General features: G+C 57.6%; 14 protein-coding genes. 6 read left to right on the forward strand and 8 right to left on the reverse strand.

Features of this window, described 5'->3' with window-relative positions:
* Positions 1-240 precede the first annotated feature (240 nt).
* Together LW884_09740 and LW884_09745 are read left to right on the forward strand one after the other, a co-directional pair.
* Positions 241-1,380, forward strand: a complete 1,140-nt coding sequence (locus LW884_09740; protein MCE3008609.1) for an acyl-CoA dehydrogenase — start codon at positions 241-243, stop codon at positions 1,378-1,380.
* 78 nt (positions 1,381-1,458) lie between these two features.
* The gene (locus LW884_09745) at positions 1,459-1,800 is read left to right on the forward strand and encodes a hypothetical protein (protein MCE3008610.1); all 342 of its coding nucleotides are present in this window, start codon (positions 1,459-1,461) and stop codon (positions 1,798-1,800) included.
* A gap of 226 nt (positions 1,801-2,026) precedes the next feature.
* Here the strand turns inward: LW884_09745 and LW884_09750 are convergent, their stop codons facing one another.
* From LW884_09750 to LW884_09775, 6 genes are all read right to left on the reverse strand, one after another.
* Positions 2,027-2,758 (reverse strand): PspA/IM30 family protein, encoded by a 732-nt coding sequence (locus LW884_09750; GenBank protein ID MCE3008611.1) that lies wholly within the window; start codon positions 2,756-2,758, stop codon positions 2,027-2,029.
* Between the two features lie 99 nt (positions 2,759-2,857).
* Entirely contained in the window at positions 2,858-3,886 is a 1,029-nt protein-coding gene (fbp, locus tag LW884_09755) for a class 1 fructose-bisphosphatase (protein ID MCE3008612.1), read from the reverse strand.
* 119 nt (positions 3,887-4,005) lie between these two features.
* The gene (locus tag LW884_09760; GenBank protein ID MCE3008613.1) at positions 4,006-5,202 is read right to left on the reverse strand and encodes a glycosyltransferase; all 1,197 of its coding nucleotides are present in this window, start codon (positions 5,200-5,202) and stop codon (positions 4,006-4,008) included.
* Between the two features lie 16 nt (positions 5,203-5,218).
* A complete protein-coding gene (gene odhB, locus LW884_09765) occupies positions 5,219-6,457 on the reverse strand; it encodes a 2-oxoglutarate dehydrogenase complex dihydrolipoyllysine-residue succinyltransferase (protein ID MCE3008614.1) in 1,239 nt (412 codons plus the stop codon).
* An 81-nt stretch (positions 6,458-6,538) separates the two neighbouring features.
* Positions 6,539-7,360, reverse strand: a complete 822-nt coding sequence (locus LW884_09770) for a hypothetical protein (GenBank protein MCE3008615.1) — start codon at positions 7,358-7,360, stop codon at positions 6,539-6,541.
* Between the two features lie 39 nt (positions 7,361-7,399).
* Positions 7,400-8,644, reverse strand: coding sequence for an ABC transporter permease (locus LW884_09775; protein MCE3008616.1), 1,245 nt, complete (start codon positions 8,642-8,644; stop codon positions 7,400-7,402).
* Between the two features lie 149 nt (positions 8,645-8,793).
* On the opposite strand from LW884_09775, the gene LW884_09780 reads away from it, so the two are divergent.
* From LW884_09780 to LW884_09790, 3 genes are all read left to right on the forward strand, one after another.
* Positions 8,794-9,315: a hypothetical protein gene (locus LW884_09780; protein ID MCE3008617.1), complete on the forward strand. Its 522-nt coding sequence runs from the start codon at positions 8,794-8,796 to the stop codon at positions 9,313-9,315.
* A 4-nt stretch (positions 9,316-9,319) separates the two neighbouring features.
* On the forward strand, positions 9,320-9,937 hold the full coding sequence (locus LW884_09785; GenBank protein ID MCE3008618.1) for a J domain-containing protein: 618 nt from the start codon (positions 9,320-9,322) through the stop codon (positions 9,935-9,937).
* 117 nt (positions 9,938-10,054) lie between these two features.
* Positions 10,055-12,475, forward strand: coding sequence for a transketolase (locus tag LW884_09790; GenBank protein ID MCE3008619.1), 2,421 nt, complete (start codon positions 10,055-10,057; stop codon positions 12,473-12,475).
* Positions 12,476-12,866: 391 nt separating this feature from the next.
* Here LW884_09790 and LW884_09795 read toward each other — a convergent pair whose 3' ends face one another.
* Together LW884_09795 and LW884_09800 are read right to left on the reverse strand one after the other, a co-directional pair.
* Entirely contained in the window at positions 12,867-13,703 is an 837-nt protein-coding gene (locus LW884_09795; protein ID MCE3008620.1) for a DUF4249 domain-containing protein, read from the reverse strand.
* Between the two features lie 5 nt (positions 13,704-13,708).
* A complete protein-coding gene (locus LW884_09800) occupies positions 13,709-16,081 on the reverse strand; it encodes a TonB-dependent receptor (protein MCE3008621.1) in 2,373 nt (790 codons plus the stop codon).
* Between the two features lie 225 nt (positions 16,082-16,306).
* Here LW884_09800 and LW884_09805 point away from each other — a divergent pair.
* Positions 16,307-16,906 (forward strand): hypothetical protein (locus LW884_09805; GenBank protein ID MCE3008622.1); only part of this gene is annotated, 600 nt, incomplete at its 3' end.

The following is a 16,906-nucleotide window of genomic DNA, read 5'->3' on the forward strand; positions in this document are numbered from 1 at the left end:
TAAAGTCCCCTCCCGGCTTAATTCATTGCTGCTTTATTGCCGTCTGCAACCAGATTTATGCTTTGTCTGACAATTTTTAGGACTAAATTTGCGGATAAACTGGCCGAGCGAAGGATCGTGCGAGCAAACACGCGAATGCTAGGCCAGTAGTTTCGATATCCGCGAGTATTTCACACACCGAACTGGCCGAGCCAGAAGCTAGAAACCGAAATTCTGAGTAAGCGTATTTAACCAAGAGCCATGAACTTTGAACTGACCGAAGAGCATAAAATGATCCGCCAGATGGCACGAGACTTTGCCCAGAAGGAGCTGCTGCCAGGGGTGATAGAGCGAGACAATACCCAGCAGTTTCCGCAGGAGCTACAGCGCAGCATGGGCGAGATGGGCTTTATGGGCATGATGGTGAGCCCCCAATATGGCGGGGGCGGCATGGATACCGTAAGCTATGTGCTGGCCATGGAGGAACTGAGCAAGGTGGATGCCAGTGCCTCGGTAATGATGAGCGTAAACAATAGCCTGGTATGCTGGGGCCTGGAGAAGTATGGCACCGAAGAACAGAAGCAGAAGTATCTGCCGCGCCTGTGCAGTGGCGAGATCGTGGGCGCATTCTGCCTGAGTGAGCCCGAGGCTGGTAGCGATGCCACCAGCCAGAAAACAGAGGCCCTGGACATGGGCGACCACTACCTGCTGAACGGCACCAAAAACTGGATTACCAACGGGCAACGTGCCAGCGTGTACCTGGTGATAGCACAGACCGACCGTGCCAAAGGACACCGGGGCATCAACTGCCTGATCGTGGAGAAGGGCATGCCCGGCTTTGAGGTGGGCAAGAAAGAAGACAAGCTGGGCATCCGGGGTAGCGACACCACCACCCTGCTGTTTAACGACGTGAAGGTGCCGAAGGAAAACCGCATCGGCGAGGATGGCTTCGGCTTCAAGTTTGCCATGGGCACGCTAGACGGGGGGCGCATTGGCATTGCAGCCCAGGCACTGGGTATTGCTGCTGGGGCCTTTGAGCTGGCGCTGAAATATAGCCAAGAACGAAAGGCGTTCGGACGCGAGATCTTCAAACATCAGGCCATCAGCTTCAAGCTGGCCAAAATGGCCACGGATGTGGAGGCGGCACGCCTGCTATGCCTAAAGGCGGCACGCGAAAAGGACCTGGACCTGCCATTTGGACAAACAGCCAGTATGGCCAAGCTGTTTGCCAGCAAGATAGCGGTAGACGTGGCCCGAGAGGCGGTGCAGGTGCACGGCGGCTATGGCTTTGTAAAGGAATACCACGTGGAGCGCCTATACCGAGATGCCAAGATCACCGAAATCTACGAAGGTACCAGCGAGATACAGCACATTGTGATCAGCCGAAACCTGGTAGCCTAGCCAGCAGGCAGGCAAATACATCAATAGGCCAGCTGCGGTAGACACCACGCTGGCCTATTTTTATGCCTTCTTCTGCGTATGATAGATTTTCACCTGTTAGCCCTGGCCTGCATCCTGATCCACGAGATGGATGCCATTCGCTGCCATGAGTGGCGTATTTTTCCGGGCCTCTCCTGCCTGAATGACCGAGTAGGCCAAGCTGTTTTCGTATTGCTACATGTCCCGCTCTTTTACTGGGTGCTGGCACAAGAGTTATCCGGTAGTGTTTCCTTCCGTCACGGCATGGATGTGTTTCTACTCATTCATCTGGGGCTACACCTACTATTTCTGCTACACAAGCGCAATGAATTCAGAGACGCACTATCATGGCTATTTATTGTGGGAGCGGCCCTGTTCTCGGGCCTCAGTCTACTACTTTGATAGCGCGAACGGGGTGCGATGCACCGGTTGTTACCCGGAAACGGCGAACACCTGCCTCTCTCCTTACTCTACCCTACTCATCACAGCTGCATACACAGGCTAGGCACGTTTCGCATGGGGCCAATCCTGTCGGTTTTAATCCAAATGGGAAAACAGCACGCTAGGTTCTTTAAGAAGGGCCGCAAAAAACCGACTGATCTCCCCTTCCCCGACTCAGCGAGGATAGCTACGAGCGCTCCTGCTCTGGTTTTTCCGGCTGGTTTTCTTCTTCCAGTAGGGGGGTTGGGGTGCTACCGGTCAGGCCCATCTCCAGTTTGTACTGCTGCACCAGGTCCAGCGCACGCAGCTTCTCGGCCTCCTCGTCTATTTTCAGGCTCTCGGTGTCTATGCTGTCCAGCACCAGGTCTACCCGGGCCTCGCTGTGTGCGGTTTTCTGGTTCAGGCGGTCTATCATCTCCTGGTGTGTCTGGTCTATACCGCCTACTTCAAACTGCTCCATGGTGTCAGCTATCTTGCTCTGCCATTTAGCCCGTTCGTGGGCACGCAGGGCTTCGCGGGCTTCAGCTATTTTGCGCTCGCGCTCGCGCATGAATGCCTTTTTCACCTCCAGCGATTTCTCGTAGGCCGATACGGCCGTTTCGTGCTGGCTTTGTGTTTGGGCAATGTGGCTCTTCAGGCTCTCCACCCGTACGGCATAGTTGGCGGCTATGTCATCGCGGTTATTCTTTATGGCAGCCTTCATCTTGCTGATCAGGTCGTTGTATTCGCTCTTGTACTTCTTCAGCTCATTCTCCAGCAGGGTTACATTGGCCTTTACGGTGGCAATATTCTGGTTCATGCGCGGCACCTGGTCGTTCAGCTCGCGTATATTTTGCTCCAGGATGAGTTTGGGGTCTTCTATGGCCTTTACTGCCCCCCCGAATAGGGCCTTCAGTGCCCGGGTAAATCGTTTCCACATAGTGCGTTCAGTTTCTGTCTTGGGTGTTCTTGGGTGGTATGGGGTGCCTTCTCAGCTCGAATTAGCTACAAAGCTCTCCCCTTGTTCGGTTGTGTCCGCCTATTTGCCTGCCAAAATAGCTTCTTTGTGCATGCTTTCCAATAGGTCCATTTCCTGCTTGCTACCCAGGTAGAGGGGGGTGCGCTGGTGCAGGGCCGTTGGCTCCAGGTCCAGGATGCGGCGGGTACCGTCGGTGGCTCGGCCACCGGCATTCTCTACCAGCAGTGCCATGGGGTTAGCTTCATACATCAGGCGCAGCTTACCCGCAGGCTGGTGCTTCAGGCCTGGATATAGGTAGATGCCGCCCTGCAGCAGGTTTCGGTGAAAGTCGGCCACCAGGCTACCGATATAGCGGGCATTGATGCCGGGCTTCTCGCCCTGGTTGCGCTGGTCCACATACTCCAGATAGCGCTTTGCCGGCTCGGTAAACTGGCTGCGGTTGGCCTCGTTCACGCTATAGTACTTTGCCTTTTCGGGTATGCGGATGTTCGGGTGGCTCAGGATAAACTCGCCCAGGCTAGGCTCTAGCGTGAATCCGTTTACACCATGCCCCCTGGTGGTGTATACCAGCATGGTACTGCTGCCATACAGCACATAGCCGGCAGCAATCTGCTCATAACCATGCTGCAGGCAGTCTTCCAGGGTGCCGGGGCACTCCTGTGTCTTGCGGCGGAATACGCTGAATATGGTGCCGATGCTTACATTCACGTCTACGTTGCTGCTGCCATCCAGGGGGTCGCACAGCACGGCATACTTGCCATAGCGGCCATTTACCATGCCGATGGGCACCACGTCTTCTTGCTCCTCGCTGGCGTATACGGCGGTTATGCCTCCCAGTCTCAGCGCATTCAGAAAGGTATGGTCTGCATACAGGTCCAGCTTCATTTGGGCCTCGCCCTGCACATTTATCAGGTTGGCCTCGCCCAGGATGGAGCTTAGCCCGGCGCGATTTACCTCGCGGCTTACGATACGGGCGGCCAGGCTTATATCTCGCAGCAGCTGGCTGAGCTCGCCAGTGGCCTTGGGGTGGTCTTTCTGCTCCGAAAGGATGAACTGCTGGAGCGTAAGGATCTTGGGTGTATCGGACATGCTGCGTGTTGAATCAAAGACAAACACAAAAATAAGGATTTGTTACCAATTGGTTGCCTTGCCGGTGCCCACGGTGGCGGGCTGCTGCCCTGGTGCGCCTGCTGGCTTGCCCCCTGTGGTTAGTGTCGGTGCTTGCGCAGCTCCGCCTCGTATAGGGCGTGCATGTCTTGCACCAGGCGCTGGTAGCTAAAGCGTAGCTGGGCAAACTGCCGCCCCTGCTGGCCCATCTGCTGGCGCAGGGGGGCATCGTTTACAAGCCCTAGCAGGGCCTCGGCCAGGGGGCGGGGCTGCCCGCTAGGCACCACGTAGCCCGACACATCGGGCAGCAGGGTGTCTCGCACGCCGCCCACGTCGGTGCTTACGCAGGGCTTGGCCGCAGCCTGGGCCTCCACCAGGGCCACCGGGTTTCCCTCGTTCAGGCTGCTCATAGCCACAATGTCCATGCCTGCAATGGGGGCACTCACATCTCGTATCCAGCTGGTAAACAGCACATCGGCCCCGGGCTGTAGCCGCTCGGCCTGGCCGGTCTTCAGGTTCAGGCTATGGCAGAGGGCCTCCAGGCTGGGGCGCAGCTCTCCATCGCCCACCAGCACGGCCACCACTGGCTGGGTGCTCCGTGCCTTTAGGTGTGCAAATGCCTCCAGAAACAATGCGTGGTTCTTGATGGGAGCCATTCGGCCAATCAGGCCGATCACAAGGGCCTCCTCGGCTATCCCCCAGCTGCTACGAAAGGCCTGCCGCTTTTCCGGCTGCTGGGTTTCAAAAGGCGAAAGATCGAATCCATTGGGGATGATGCGGATTTTCTCGGGCTTGCAGATGTTGAACACCTCGGTAAGCTCATAGGCCTGGAGGGGGCTTAGGGCAATAATGGCCGAGCTGAGGCTAGCCAGGAATCGCTCGATCTGGATAAAGAGGCGTGTTTTGGCCGGGCTGAAGTAGCTGTGAAACACATGGCCATGGAAGGTGTGAATGATGACCGGCACATGCTGGTTCATAGCCGCAAGGCGACCTAGCATACCCGCCTTGGCAGCATGGGTATGCACAATGTCTGGATGGTAGGTTATCAGGGCCTGTTTCAGCTGGCGGTAGGCGCGTACGTCCAGGCCCGGGCTCAGTTCGCGCTGCATGTGGGGCAGGTAGTGGGCCTCTATGCCCAGCTCTTCCAGCACATGCTGGCTACTTTCTTCGCCCGTAGCCAGCTGGCCACTCAGCAGCCGGGTTTCATAGGGCTGGGGCAGATGGGCTGTCAGGTAGGCAGCGTTGTAGGTAGGGCCGCCTATGTTCAGCCGGTTTATGATGCGTAGTACCTTCGGCATAGCAGGTGCCGATGGCTTATACGCCCAGCATCAGGCGGATGGGATCTTCCAGATACTCCTTTACCCGCACCAGGAAGCTCACGCTCTCCTTGCCATCTATCACGCGGTGGTCATAGCTCAGGGCCAGGTACATCATGGGGCGGATCACCACCTGGCCATTCAGGGCCATGGGGCGCTCCTCTATCTTGTGCATACCCAGGATGGCGCTCTGCGGCGGATTCAGGATGGGGGTGCTGAGTAGCGAGCCAAACACGCCCCCATTGGTGATAGTAAAGGTGCCGCCCTGCATATCGGCAATGGTAATGCGGTTTTCGCGGGCCTTCTTGGCTATGTCGCCAATAGATTGTTCGATCTCTGCCACACTCAGCTGCTCTACACCGCGCACCACGGGCACCACCAGGCCGCGCTCGGTACTCACCGCTATGCCAATATCCACATAGTCGTGGAATAGGAGCGAGTCGCCGTCCAGGTAGGCGTTTACCTGCGGAAACTCCATCAGCGCCTGTGCGCAGGCCTTGCCAAAGAGGCCCATAAAGCCCAGGCCAATGCCGTGCACCTCCTTGAAGCGGTCTTTATACTGCTTGCGCAGGTCCAGGATGGCGCTCATGTCCACTTCATTGAAGGTGGTGAGCATGGCCGTATCGTTTTTGGCGGCTACCAGTCGCTTGGCCAGGGTTTTGCGCAGCTGGCTCATTTTCTCGGCGCGCTCGGTGCGGCTGCCTGTAGGGGCAGCGGGGATGGTCGCTTGTGCCTGCGGGGATGCGCCGTTTCCTGGCTGGATGGCGGGAGCAGTGGCCTGTAGGGCGTCGGCCTTGGTAATGCGGCCATCGCGGCCGGTACCGGTCACGTCTTCGGGCTTCAAGCCCTTCTCATGCAGCACCCGCTCGGCTGCGGGCGAGGGCACACCCGTGGCATAGGTGTGCGTAGCCACCGCCGGGCTGGCTGTAGCAGTGGCGGCCACTGGTGTCGCGCTAGAAGCCACCCCCTCCTGCTTAGGCTGTGCCGTGGTGGCTGGGGCCTTCGCATCGGTGTCTATCTCGGCTATCACAGCACCCACCGCCACGGTGTCGCCCGCCTTGGCCTTTATTTGCAGGATGCCGGCATCCTCGGCATACACAGTCAGCATGGCTTTGTCGCTCTGGATGTCTGCCAGCGGCTCATCCCGTTCCACGTACTGGCCGTCCGTTTTTAGCCACGCATCTATGGTAACCTCGGTAATGGACTCTCCGGGGCTGGGCACGGTTATTTTCAGCATAGGTATGATAAATGTTACTGCTACGGACTGCAAAAGTAACGAAAATGCACACGGCAATGCGCACGCACGTGGCTGTATCTGTCAGGCCAGTATAAGCCGGAATGGCCAGGCTGCCGGATTCAGCCTGCCGGCCAGGGGCGTACCGCGCAGGTCCAGCACTTCCAGCGCCTGCATATCTCGGGCAAAGTCTATACTGGTAAGGGCGCTAAAGGGTAGTGCCAGTTTTTTGAGGTGGCCCAGCTGGCCCAGGGGCGACACATCGGCCAGCGCCTGGGCACCGGTCAGGGTCAGTTCCTCCAGCTGGCCCAGTGCCTCCAGGCCGGCTGTGCTATGGGCATGCCGGGCCGTGAGGTGCAGCCTGCGCAGCCCGGGCAGGTGGGCCAGCGCCGACAGGGGTGCCAGGTGGTCTGCACTCAGGTACAGCTCCTGCAGCTCCTGCAGGGGCAGCAGGCTGTGCCAGTCTTGCAGCTTGCACTGCTTCAGGTACAGCCGGTGCAGGCCCGGGGTTCGGTGCAGGCCCGCCAGATTTTCCAGTGGATTGCCACTCAGGCTAAGGGTGCGCAGGCAGGGCAGGTCAAGCAGGCTGTCCAGGTGGGCAATCCGGTTGTGCGCAGCCAGCAGGGTGTGCAGGCGGCTGTGTGCAGCCAGGGGCAGCAGGCTCTCCACTGCGTTGTAGCTTACGTCCAGCAGCTGCAGCTGCGTCAGTCCGGCCAGGGGTGCCAGGTCCTGCAGGGCGTGGTGCGCCACCTCCAGCTGCTCCAGTGCAGAGAATCGGCCCAGATCTGGCAGCTGCTCCAGGGGCTCTGCCGCTCCCTCGGCCACTAAGCCAGCCTCCAGCACCAGCGTCCGCGTATCGGGCTCCAGGCGGCTCAGGTAGTCATTCCAGGCAGAGGTGGCGTGCATAGGGGGAGGGATGAGACAGAAAAACTGTGCTGCAAAAAGCTAGCCCTGCAGGTTTTGCAGCACATGCGAGCGCCCCGCCCTTCGGGCCGGATACCAGGCCGATAACAAGGCGAGGGCCAGTACGGTAAGGGCAATGTAGAGCGCATCGCTCAGCCGCGTCTCTATGGGGTAGTGGCTTATGATGAGGTTATCCGTAGCACCCGGAAAAGGCACCACCTGCCCATACTCCTGCAGCCAGCTAAGGCCGTAGCCTAGCAGCAGGCCCGTGCCCCCACCCAGTGCACCCATCCATAGGCCACTGGTAAGGAAGATGCGCCGGATAAGGCCCGGCCCGGCCCCCATCACCTGCAGGATGCCGATATCGCGTTTTTTCTCTATCACCACCATGCTCAGGCTGCCCACTATGTTCGTGCAGTACAGCATGAGCATAAGGGTAATGAGCAGAAAGCCCACGGCCTTCTCGCTCTTCATCACCTCGTACAGGGTGGCGTGCTGCTCATACGCATTCAGCACCTGGTAGGCCGGGCCTAGCCGGGCCTGTAGTTCGGCTTCCAGCGCTTCTGCATCGGCACCGGGGCCTATGGCCAGCTCCAGGGCACTTACCTGCCCCTCGGCTTCAAAGAGGCCCTGCACCAGGGGCAGGGGTGCCAGCACATATTGGTCGTCGTACTCCTTTTGCAGCGAAAACACCCCGGTCATCACCACCTGCCTCCTGTTCAGGGCACGCTCCTCATCGGCCATGGTCAGGTTTGCGCTGGCCGATACGGCAATCAGCTCCATCTGATGTCGGTAGTCCTCCAGTCCCGCATTCAGGGCATAGGCTACGCCACTACCGGCAATAATGCCGGCGGGATCCCTGCCTGTCCGCAGGCGGAAGCTGCCGAAGGCCAATCGCTCGGCCACCCGGCTCACCTGCCCTATGTTATTTTCGGGCACCCCCTTCAGCCTGATTACCCGCTGGCGGTCGTGGTAGCGCAGCAGTGCGCGTCCCTCCAGGCTTGGCACTACGGCGGCTACACCCGGGTGCTGTGCCAGCTGCTGCATCAGGCTGGCCTGGTTAGCCAGGTATTGGCCCTCGGCCGGAGCTACCTTCAGCACAGGGTCGAAGTCCTGAAAAACGTCGCGAATGAGGGTTGAAAAGCCGTTAAAGACCGAAAGCAGGATTACCAGGGCTGCCGTACCCAGCATTACCCCCAGCATGGCTATCCAGCTAATCACATTCACCGGCCCAGGCAGCCTGCGCGAGAGCAGGTAGCGGCTGGCAATCCGTAGCGGCAGATTCATGTAGGAGCAAAGTTATTTCTTTATTCCGCAACGGCTGCTGCCCCAGGCTCGTATCTTTAGGCTTTACTTCAAACAACCAGTGCACAATGCGAACTTTATTCATCCCTGTTTCCTGCTATTTGCTTTTCCTATCCGGCTTAACCGCTTTATTGGTGCCAGCCTGGGCACAGGCACAAGGGGTAGCGCAGGTGGCGATGCCCGACCAGAACCTGCAACCCCAGGATCCCGTATGGATGAAGGACGAGCAGCCCATACCCTACAGCGGGCGCGAACTGCTCGAGTATCTGGAACCCAGGATGTATTACTCGCTGGATACCCTCTTCTACAAGGACGTGGAAGTGTTCGGCTTCGATGTATACAGGCTGGAAGAGAAGCTGCCCAACCTGGTGCGCCGCTCGGGGCCGTATGCGGGCAAGTGTGTGGATCAATATAGCCTGCTGGTGGTATCGGTGCAGGCGCTGAAGGAGCTGGCAGCCCAGCAGCAGAACCTGCAGCGACAGATACAGGCGTACAACCAGGAGTTTATGGCCATACGCAAAGACATGGAGGACCTGAAGACCCTGGTGAGCCAACAGCAGGGCCAGGCACGCAAGCTGGAAGCCACGCTGAACAAGGTGGGCGAACTGGAAAAGCGCGTGGCCGAGCTGGAAGCAGCGCGGGCCAGCAAGTAGCGGCATGCAAAACGAAGGGGTACAGGGAAACCACTACCAGGTGCTGGGGATAGACCCCCAGGCTACCCCCCCTGCCATAAAGGCCGCCTACCGCAGGCTGGCCCGCTGCTACCACCCAGATGTAAACCCTGGTGCCATGGCCCAGCAGCAGTTTCAGCGGGTGCTACTGGCCTATGAGGTGCTGGCCGACCCCCACAAGCGCCAGCAGTACGACCAGCTGCTGGCGCGGGGCCTGCCACAGCACCCCAGCCGCCTGATGCCGGGCATGCACAGCACACCTGCACACACCGCACAAAGCTGGCCGGCTAGCCGGGGGATAGACCCGCTGGCACACAAGCGCCAGCACCTGCTGATGACCAAGGGGATGGTACATTTTTTTCTGCTCTTCGGGTTTTGCTTTCTGGGCACCCTGGTGCAGACCCTGCTGCTGGTGCTGGTGCTCAACCTTGTGGGCATAGAGGTGGGAAAAACCCGTGGCCTGGGGGCCTTGCTGCTGTTCATGATCGTGGCCTTTATCGGCACAAACTTTCGGCTGGGGCAGCGGCTCATCCGGCGCTACCCACGCTACCTGCGGCAGCTTACCCGCTATTTTCATGCGCACCAGTATCGCCCACCTGTGTAGCAGAGGCAGTTCTTTTTTTGCCCCCCAGCCGGGCGACCCCCGGCTCAGTTCGAAGCTTTTTTGCTAATTTTGTTTCCTTTTAGGCATACTCCCTGGTTTTTCAATCCATTTTATTCTGTGGCACAAACGCTGGAAAAGAAAAAAGCCTTACTCCCCAAGGGGCTGAAGGCGGAAGATGTATTGGCCGATTACCGCATGGCGTACCAGAGTAGGCAGGCTAGCCTGCTGGGTAGGCGCGAAGTGCTGACGGGCAAGGCCAAGTTTGGCATCTTTGGCGATGGGAAAGAGGTAGCCCAGATAGCCATGGCACGGGCCGCACAGCCAGGCGATTTTCGCTCGGGTTATTACCGAGACCAGACCTTTATGTTCGCAGCCGGGCTGAGCGACATCCGCAAGTTCTTTGCCCAGCTGTATGCAGATACTGACCTGGAGCATGAACCTGCCAGCGGCGGCAGGCAGATGAACGGGCACTATGCCACGCGCCTGCTGGATGCAGCCGGAAACTGGCTGGACCACACCGCCAGTGTGCAGAGTGCCGCCGACAGCAGCCCCACCGGCAGCCAGATGCCGCGCCTGGTAGGCCTGGCACAGGCCAGCAAGCTGTACAGGGAAAACAAGGCCCTGCATGGCTACACCACCTTCAGCACCCAGGGCAATGAAATAGCCTGGGGTACCATAGGCGATGCCTCTACCTCCGAGGGACCGTTCTGGGAGAGCCTGAACGCCGTGGGCGTGCTACAGGTGCCCATGGTGATGAGCGTGTGGGACGACAACTATGGCATCAGCGTACCCATCCGCTACCAAACCACCAAGTCCTCCATCAGCGAGCTGCTGGCTGGCTACCAGCCCACCAAGGAAAAACCCGGCATTGCCATCCATACCGTAAAGGGCTGGGACTATGCGGCACTGATAGAAACCTACCAGAAGGTGGCCACCCAGGTGCGCAAGACCCACGCACCGGCCCTCATCCACGTGCAAGAGGTAACCCAGCCACAGGGGCACAGCACCAGCGGCAGCCACGAGCGCTACAAAAGCCCTGAGCGCCTGGCCTGGGAGCAGGAGTATGACTGTATAGCCCAGATGCGCCAGTATATACTCAACCTGGGTCTGGCTACCGAAGCGGAACTGACCGACTGGGAAAAGGAAGACAAAAAGGCCGTAGCCACCGCCCGCAAAGAGGCCTGGGAAGCCTACCAGGCTACCATACAGGCCGAACGTGCCGAAGCCCTGGGCCTGATAGCCCAGCTGGCGGCAGACCTACCCGGCCAGGCTGCAGCACTGGCCAGCCTGCAAGAAGAACTGCAGAAGGTAACCGAGCCCTTCATCCGCGACCTGTATGTGGCGCTGCGCCGTGCCCTGGTGCTTAGTCATGGCCAGCAGCTGCCCGCCCGCCAGGCCATTCTGAACTGGCTGGCTGCCAAGGATGAAGTGAATCACCAGCGCTTCAGCAGCCAGCTGCTGAGCGAGGGGGCCGAGAGCCCACTGAATGAAAAGGGGGTGCCCGCCATCTACCCGGCAGAACCCGAGCTGGTAGATGGGCGACAGGTGGTGCGTGCCTGCTTCGACGCCGCACTGGGCCGCGACCCGCGCGTGCTGGCCTTTGGCGAAGACCTGGGCTTCCTGGGGGATGTAAACCAGGGCTTTGAGGGCCTGCAGGAAAAGTATGGCGAGCTGCGCGTAAGCGATACCGGCATCCGCGAGGCCACCATCCTGGGACAGGGCATAGGCCTGGCCATGCGCGGCCTGCGCCCCATAGCCGAGATACAGTACCTGGACTACCTGCTGTACGCCCTGCAGGTAATGAGCGACGACCTGGCTACCCTGCGCTACCGGTCTGCCGGCGGGCAAAAGGCGCCTGTCATAGTACGCACACGCGGCCACCGGCTAGAGGGTATCTGGCACAGCGGCTCGCCTATGGGCATGATTCTGGGTAGCCTGCGGGGTATGCATGTGCTTGTACCGCGAAATATGACGCAGGCAGCCGGATTTTACAACACCCTGCTAAAGGGAGATGATCCCGCCCTGGTGATCGAAGTACTAAATGGCTACCGACTGAAGGAGCCTATGCCCAGCAACCTGGCCGAGTTTTGCCTACCCCTGGGCCAGGTGGAAACCCTGCGCACGGGCACAGACATTACCCTGGTTACCTACGGTAGCTGCTGCCGCATCGCCCTGGAGGCCGCAGACATCCTGGCTAGCATCGGCATAGAGCTGGAAGTGATAGACGCACAGAGCCTGCTGCCCTTTGACCGCGCCGGAGACATAGCCCGTAGCCTGGCCAAGACCAACCGACTCATTGTGCTAGACGAGGATGTACCCGGTGGGGCCAGCGCCTACATCCTGCAGCAGGTGCTGGAGGTGCAGAACGGCTACCAGTATCTGGATAGCAAGCCTGTAACCATCACCAGTAAAGACCACCGCCCTGCCTATGCCAATGATGGAGACTACTTCAGCAAAAGCCAGGTAGAGCACATCCTGAAAGTAGCCAGCGAGATGATGGCCGAATATGACCCCGGGCGCTATCAGCCACTCTACTAGAACCTGCTCTATCCGGGGCAGGTTAGTTGGCAGTGGGCCAAGCCCAAGCTAAGAGGGCTGGATGGGCCTATGGTGAGCTGCATCCTTGCCCTACCCTTCGCTTCGGTGGCTGCGAATGCCAGCGATACAGGCGGCTCTTCCATAGGCAGCTAATTACCTGCTCAGCGTCTGTGCCCCCGGTGTGCAGCATATGCAACCGTCCCTAAGATGCCCACGCAGGAAGCGGGGTGTGAACTAAGAAAACAGCTAGCAGGCTACTAGCCTTGCTGCTGTACGACAGCCTGCCGGATTCGCCTACCCCTTGTGCAGTACAAGGAGGGACGGAACGGCGGATGTAGTCCTTACCCCATCCAACTAGTGCATGGCGCGCTGGACACCGGCCTCGCTCCCGCTACAGGTCTATCTCCTGGCTGGAAATCGAAGCCGCAGAGAAGTAGCCGAAAGCGTAGTTGTCCGGGCTGGTTACATTCCGGACATTGGTAACCGGATTGGCAGGCTGGGGGGAGAAGGGGTTACCATTCTGATCCACCAGCTGAGATAAACCCGTGAAGTACTCAAACATGTGGCGGGTAATACCTAGCTGCTCGATTCGAACACGGCCCTTGCGCGAAAAATACAAGTCTAGCTCCAGCTCTATCTTATTCCCGTCTACCAGCTCGTCCTCAACCACAGCTATATCGTCGATACTATTCAGCAAGGAGTCGTCCAAATAACCGCGCCAGTAGTAGTAATCGCCCGGCCCAACAGGCTCCTGCGTGAAAATAGTTACCAAATAACCAGGGTCATCTATAGTAGGCACATCCCCTTCTTCTATGAAGCGGGCCGTCAATGCCTCCAGTTCGGGTACGGAGTTCATGTAGCTTTCAGCCTCATAGCGCTGGCCGTTCACCTCCACTGTCAGGAAGTAGGGTCGTTCGTTCTCCAATAGAACCGGGCCTGGAGTGGTATAGTAACTATCGCCGTCCGTATCTGTCAAGGTCCAGATTGTGGTGCCATCTGATACGGTTACTGTTGCGCCTTGCACTGCTGGCGGTGGGTTGTTATCGAAGAAGCGACGTGTCCATGTAAGGCGTACGCGGATGGGCTCGGATCGGTTGACGAGCATGCACTCCACAACCAGGCGGGGTTCATCGTTAGCCAAGTCCAGTTCTATTCGTTCGGTACAGCTACTTGAGACAACGGACAGCAGCAACAATACGATTATGCTTTGATAAGAAATGCGTTTCATGATACTTAATTTAGCTCAAAGTTCCAGGTGACCGAAGGTACAAAGGCAAAGAGATACGTTTTCTCTACAAAGGTGTTGTTACTCGTACTGTCTTCGTCTTCCAAGAAGCCGATGCTCCAGGCGTTTCGGCGCCCATAGGCATTGTACACGGAAAAGTTCAGGCTGTGCGACCACTTTCGGTTAGGCTTTCGGGGAATAAAGCGATAGGTGGCCGATAGATCTAGCCGATGATAGTCCGGGAACCGGCCCCCGTTACGTCGGGTCCCATTCCCCTCTTGTCCATAAGCCGGCACCTGTATATCTTCCAATAGCTCATACTTACCCTCGGGGAAGGTAGCCGGCTGGCCCACCAGATACACCCACTGGGCGGAAAGTAGCCAATGTCGGTTCAAGTCATAGCTGCCCACAATGGAGATATTGTGGCGACGGTCGCTCACCGCCGGATACCACTTATTGCCATTTATGCCCGGTATTTTGCGCTCAGACCACATGAGGGTATAGCTCACCCAGCCGGTAAACTTGCCGGTCTTCTTTTTCAGGAAAAACTCGGCACCATAGCTTCGGCCATCGCCAGCCAGGAACTCGGTCTCCAGGTACTCGTTGAAGAAGATATCGGCATTATCCCGGTAGTCCAGCTGGTTGTACAGCCACTTGTGGTACACCTCCACACTGGTTTCCAGTGCGCCATCAAAGAGGTCTCGGAAATAGCCGACTGCAACCTGGTCTGCTGTTTGGGGTTTCACATACTCGCCGCTGGGTATCCACAGATCGGTGGGTAGGGATGTGTTGCTATTGCTCACCAGGTGCATGTATTGGGCCATGCGGTTGTAGCTGAATTTGATGCTACTGTTTTCGTCCAGCTTGTAGCGGGCACTGAAACGGGGCTCCAGGTTGTAGTAGTCGGCTATAGACCTTCCGCTACCCACACGGTTTGTGTCTATGGGTGTTTGTCCATCGGCTGCATAGGTGCGCACATCGCCAGGCCCCAGCTTGTAGAAGCTGCTGGCCCGCAGGCCATAGCGAAATGCCCAGCGTGCATCCGGCTTCCATTCGTGCTCCAGGTAAATGGCCGGCTCTACCGCAAACTCCTTCTCCAGCTCCACTTTGTCAAAAATACTCGAGCCGCCAACGGGTTCAAAAATACCGGGTGTGAAGGTATGGTGAATGATGTTTGCGCCAAAGAATAAGGAATGGTGTGTGCTGATGAAATAACTATAGTCCAGCTTCAGCTGTAGGTCGCGCACTCGGCTGCGGTAGGATGCGCTTTGGCTTGCGTTCTGCTCAAAGTTGAACCCAAAGGCAAAGTTGGTGTAGATAAGGCTCAGGTTGCTGAAGAGCCTGTCCGAATAGAGGTGATTCCAACGGAGGGTGCTTGTTACATTGCCCCAGAAAAGACCAAAGTTACCCCGATTATTAAAGACATCTCGACCCACGTATCCGCTTGCAAACAACCGGTCTTTCTCGCCTAGCTTATAGTTTGCCTTCAAGTTCAGATCATAAAAGTAAAGCTGATTGCCCCGCACCTGGGGGTCGGAGTTGAAGACCAAGAACAAATCGGCATAGCTACGCCTAGCACTTACAATAAAAGATCCTTTTTCCTTCTTTATCGGTGACTCCAACGTAAGTCTGCTGCTGATCAGGCCAATACCCCCTGTGGCTTTGAAGCGCTTGGCATTGCCCTCCTTCATCCGGATGTCTACCACCGAGCTTAGCCGTCCACCATACTTGGCATTGATGCCCCCCTTCTGTATATCCAGGTCCTTCAGTGCGTCGGAGTTAAAGACCGAGAAGAAGCCCAGTAGGTGGCTGGCGTTGTACACCGTGGCCTCATCCAGCAAGATCAGGTTCTGGTCTATGGTACCGCCGCGTACAAAGAAGCCGGCGTTTCCATCCCCCGCACTCTGCACCCCGGGCAGCAGCGAAAGGGTTTTCATAATGTCTACCTCGCCAAATAGGGCGGGCAGATTTTTTACCTGCACAATATCCAGGCTGTTTGTGCTCATGCGTACCTCCTCCACATTGGCCCGCTCACCCTTTACCTCTATGGCCTCGGTGCTTAGGGCTTCTGTACTCATTTCCAGCTCCAGCTTCTGGTCTGCATCCAGCTTCAGCTGGCGCACAATGGTGCTATAGCCCAGGTAGCTAACGCTCAGGGTATAGCTACCCGTGGGCACTGTAATAGAAAAAAATCCATACTCATTGGTATAAGCCCCCGCCTGTACCTCGCGTAGCATGACCGAGGCACCAATAAGGGCTTCGCCATTCGAGAGATCCTTTACATAGCCGCTCAGGGTAGCATTCTTCGGGGGCTGCTGCTGGGCCCACACAAAACAGGGAAGGGTAGCGGACAGCCAAATCCACAGCAAAGTCTTCTTCATCGGGTAGAAAAATCAGCGTGAGAGAGAGTAGGAGTAAGAGGACGCAAATATATATATTGGGAAGACTGCATCCGCGCTTATTGCCAAAATTTTTTGGGGGGGGGAGAGAGAGAAAGGCACTTTGGACTACGATGCTATGGCTGGATGGGCACTTAGCCTAATATAAACCGCCTGCAGGGCAATAGCCAAACGTGTACATTAAGGAACTGCAGAATTTTCTATACATTGCCCGGCATCAACGGCCCGCTGGGCCTAGTGCCTATGCGAGGAGAAAACCACACAGCAAAAAACATCCACGCTGCAAAGAGCCTGATCCTGGCATCTCTGGCCTCCCTGCTGCCCCTCTGGCTGGTGGCTCAGGAATACACGGAGCAAAACATGAATGATAAGGAAGTGCGAAAGCTAGCCCGACAGGGAGATGTCGATGCACAACTGAAGCTGGCGGATCTATATCGGGAGCAGCAGGCGTACAAGCAAGCAGAAGTATGGTATAAACAGGCAGCCAAAGCAGGAAGAACGGCAGCCCTATGCTCTCTTGCAAGCCTGCACCAGGCCCGTATGGAGTACGAGCAAGCAGCAACCTGGTACAAAAGAGCCGCCGAAGCAGGCGAAAAGAGTGCAGTGGTCTCTCTGGCAGCCGTGTATCGTGAACTACGGGAGTACGAGCAAGCGGCTGCATGGTACAAAAAAGCCGCCGAAGCTGGTTATAGCTTCGCGCTGGTTTCCCTAGCCCGTATGTATCGAGAAATCAGGCAGTACGAAGCCGCCGCAGTATGGTACCAAAAGGCTGTAGAGGCAGGCGAAGCAGGGGCACGGGTCGAGCTC

This window comes from Bacteroidota bacterium (genome assembly GCA_021300195.1).
Lineage (GTDB): Bacteria > Bacteroidota > Bacteroidia > J057 > JAJTIE01 > JAJTIE01.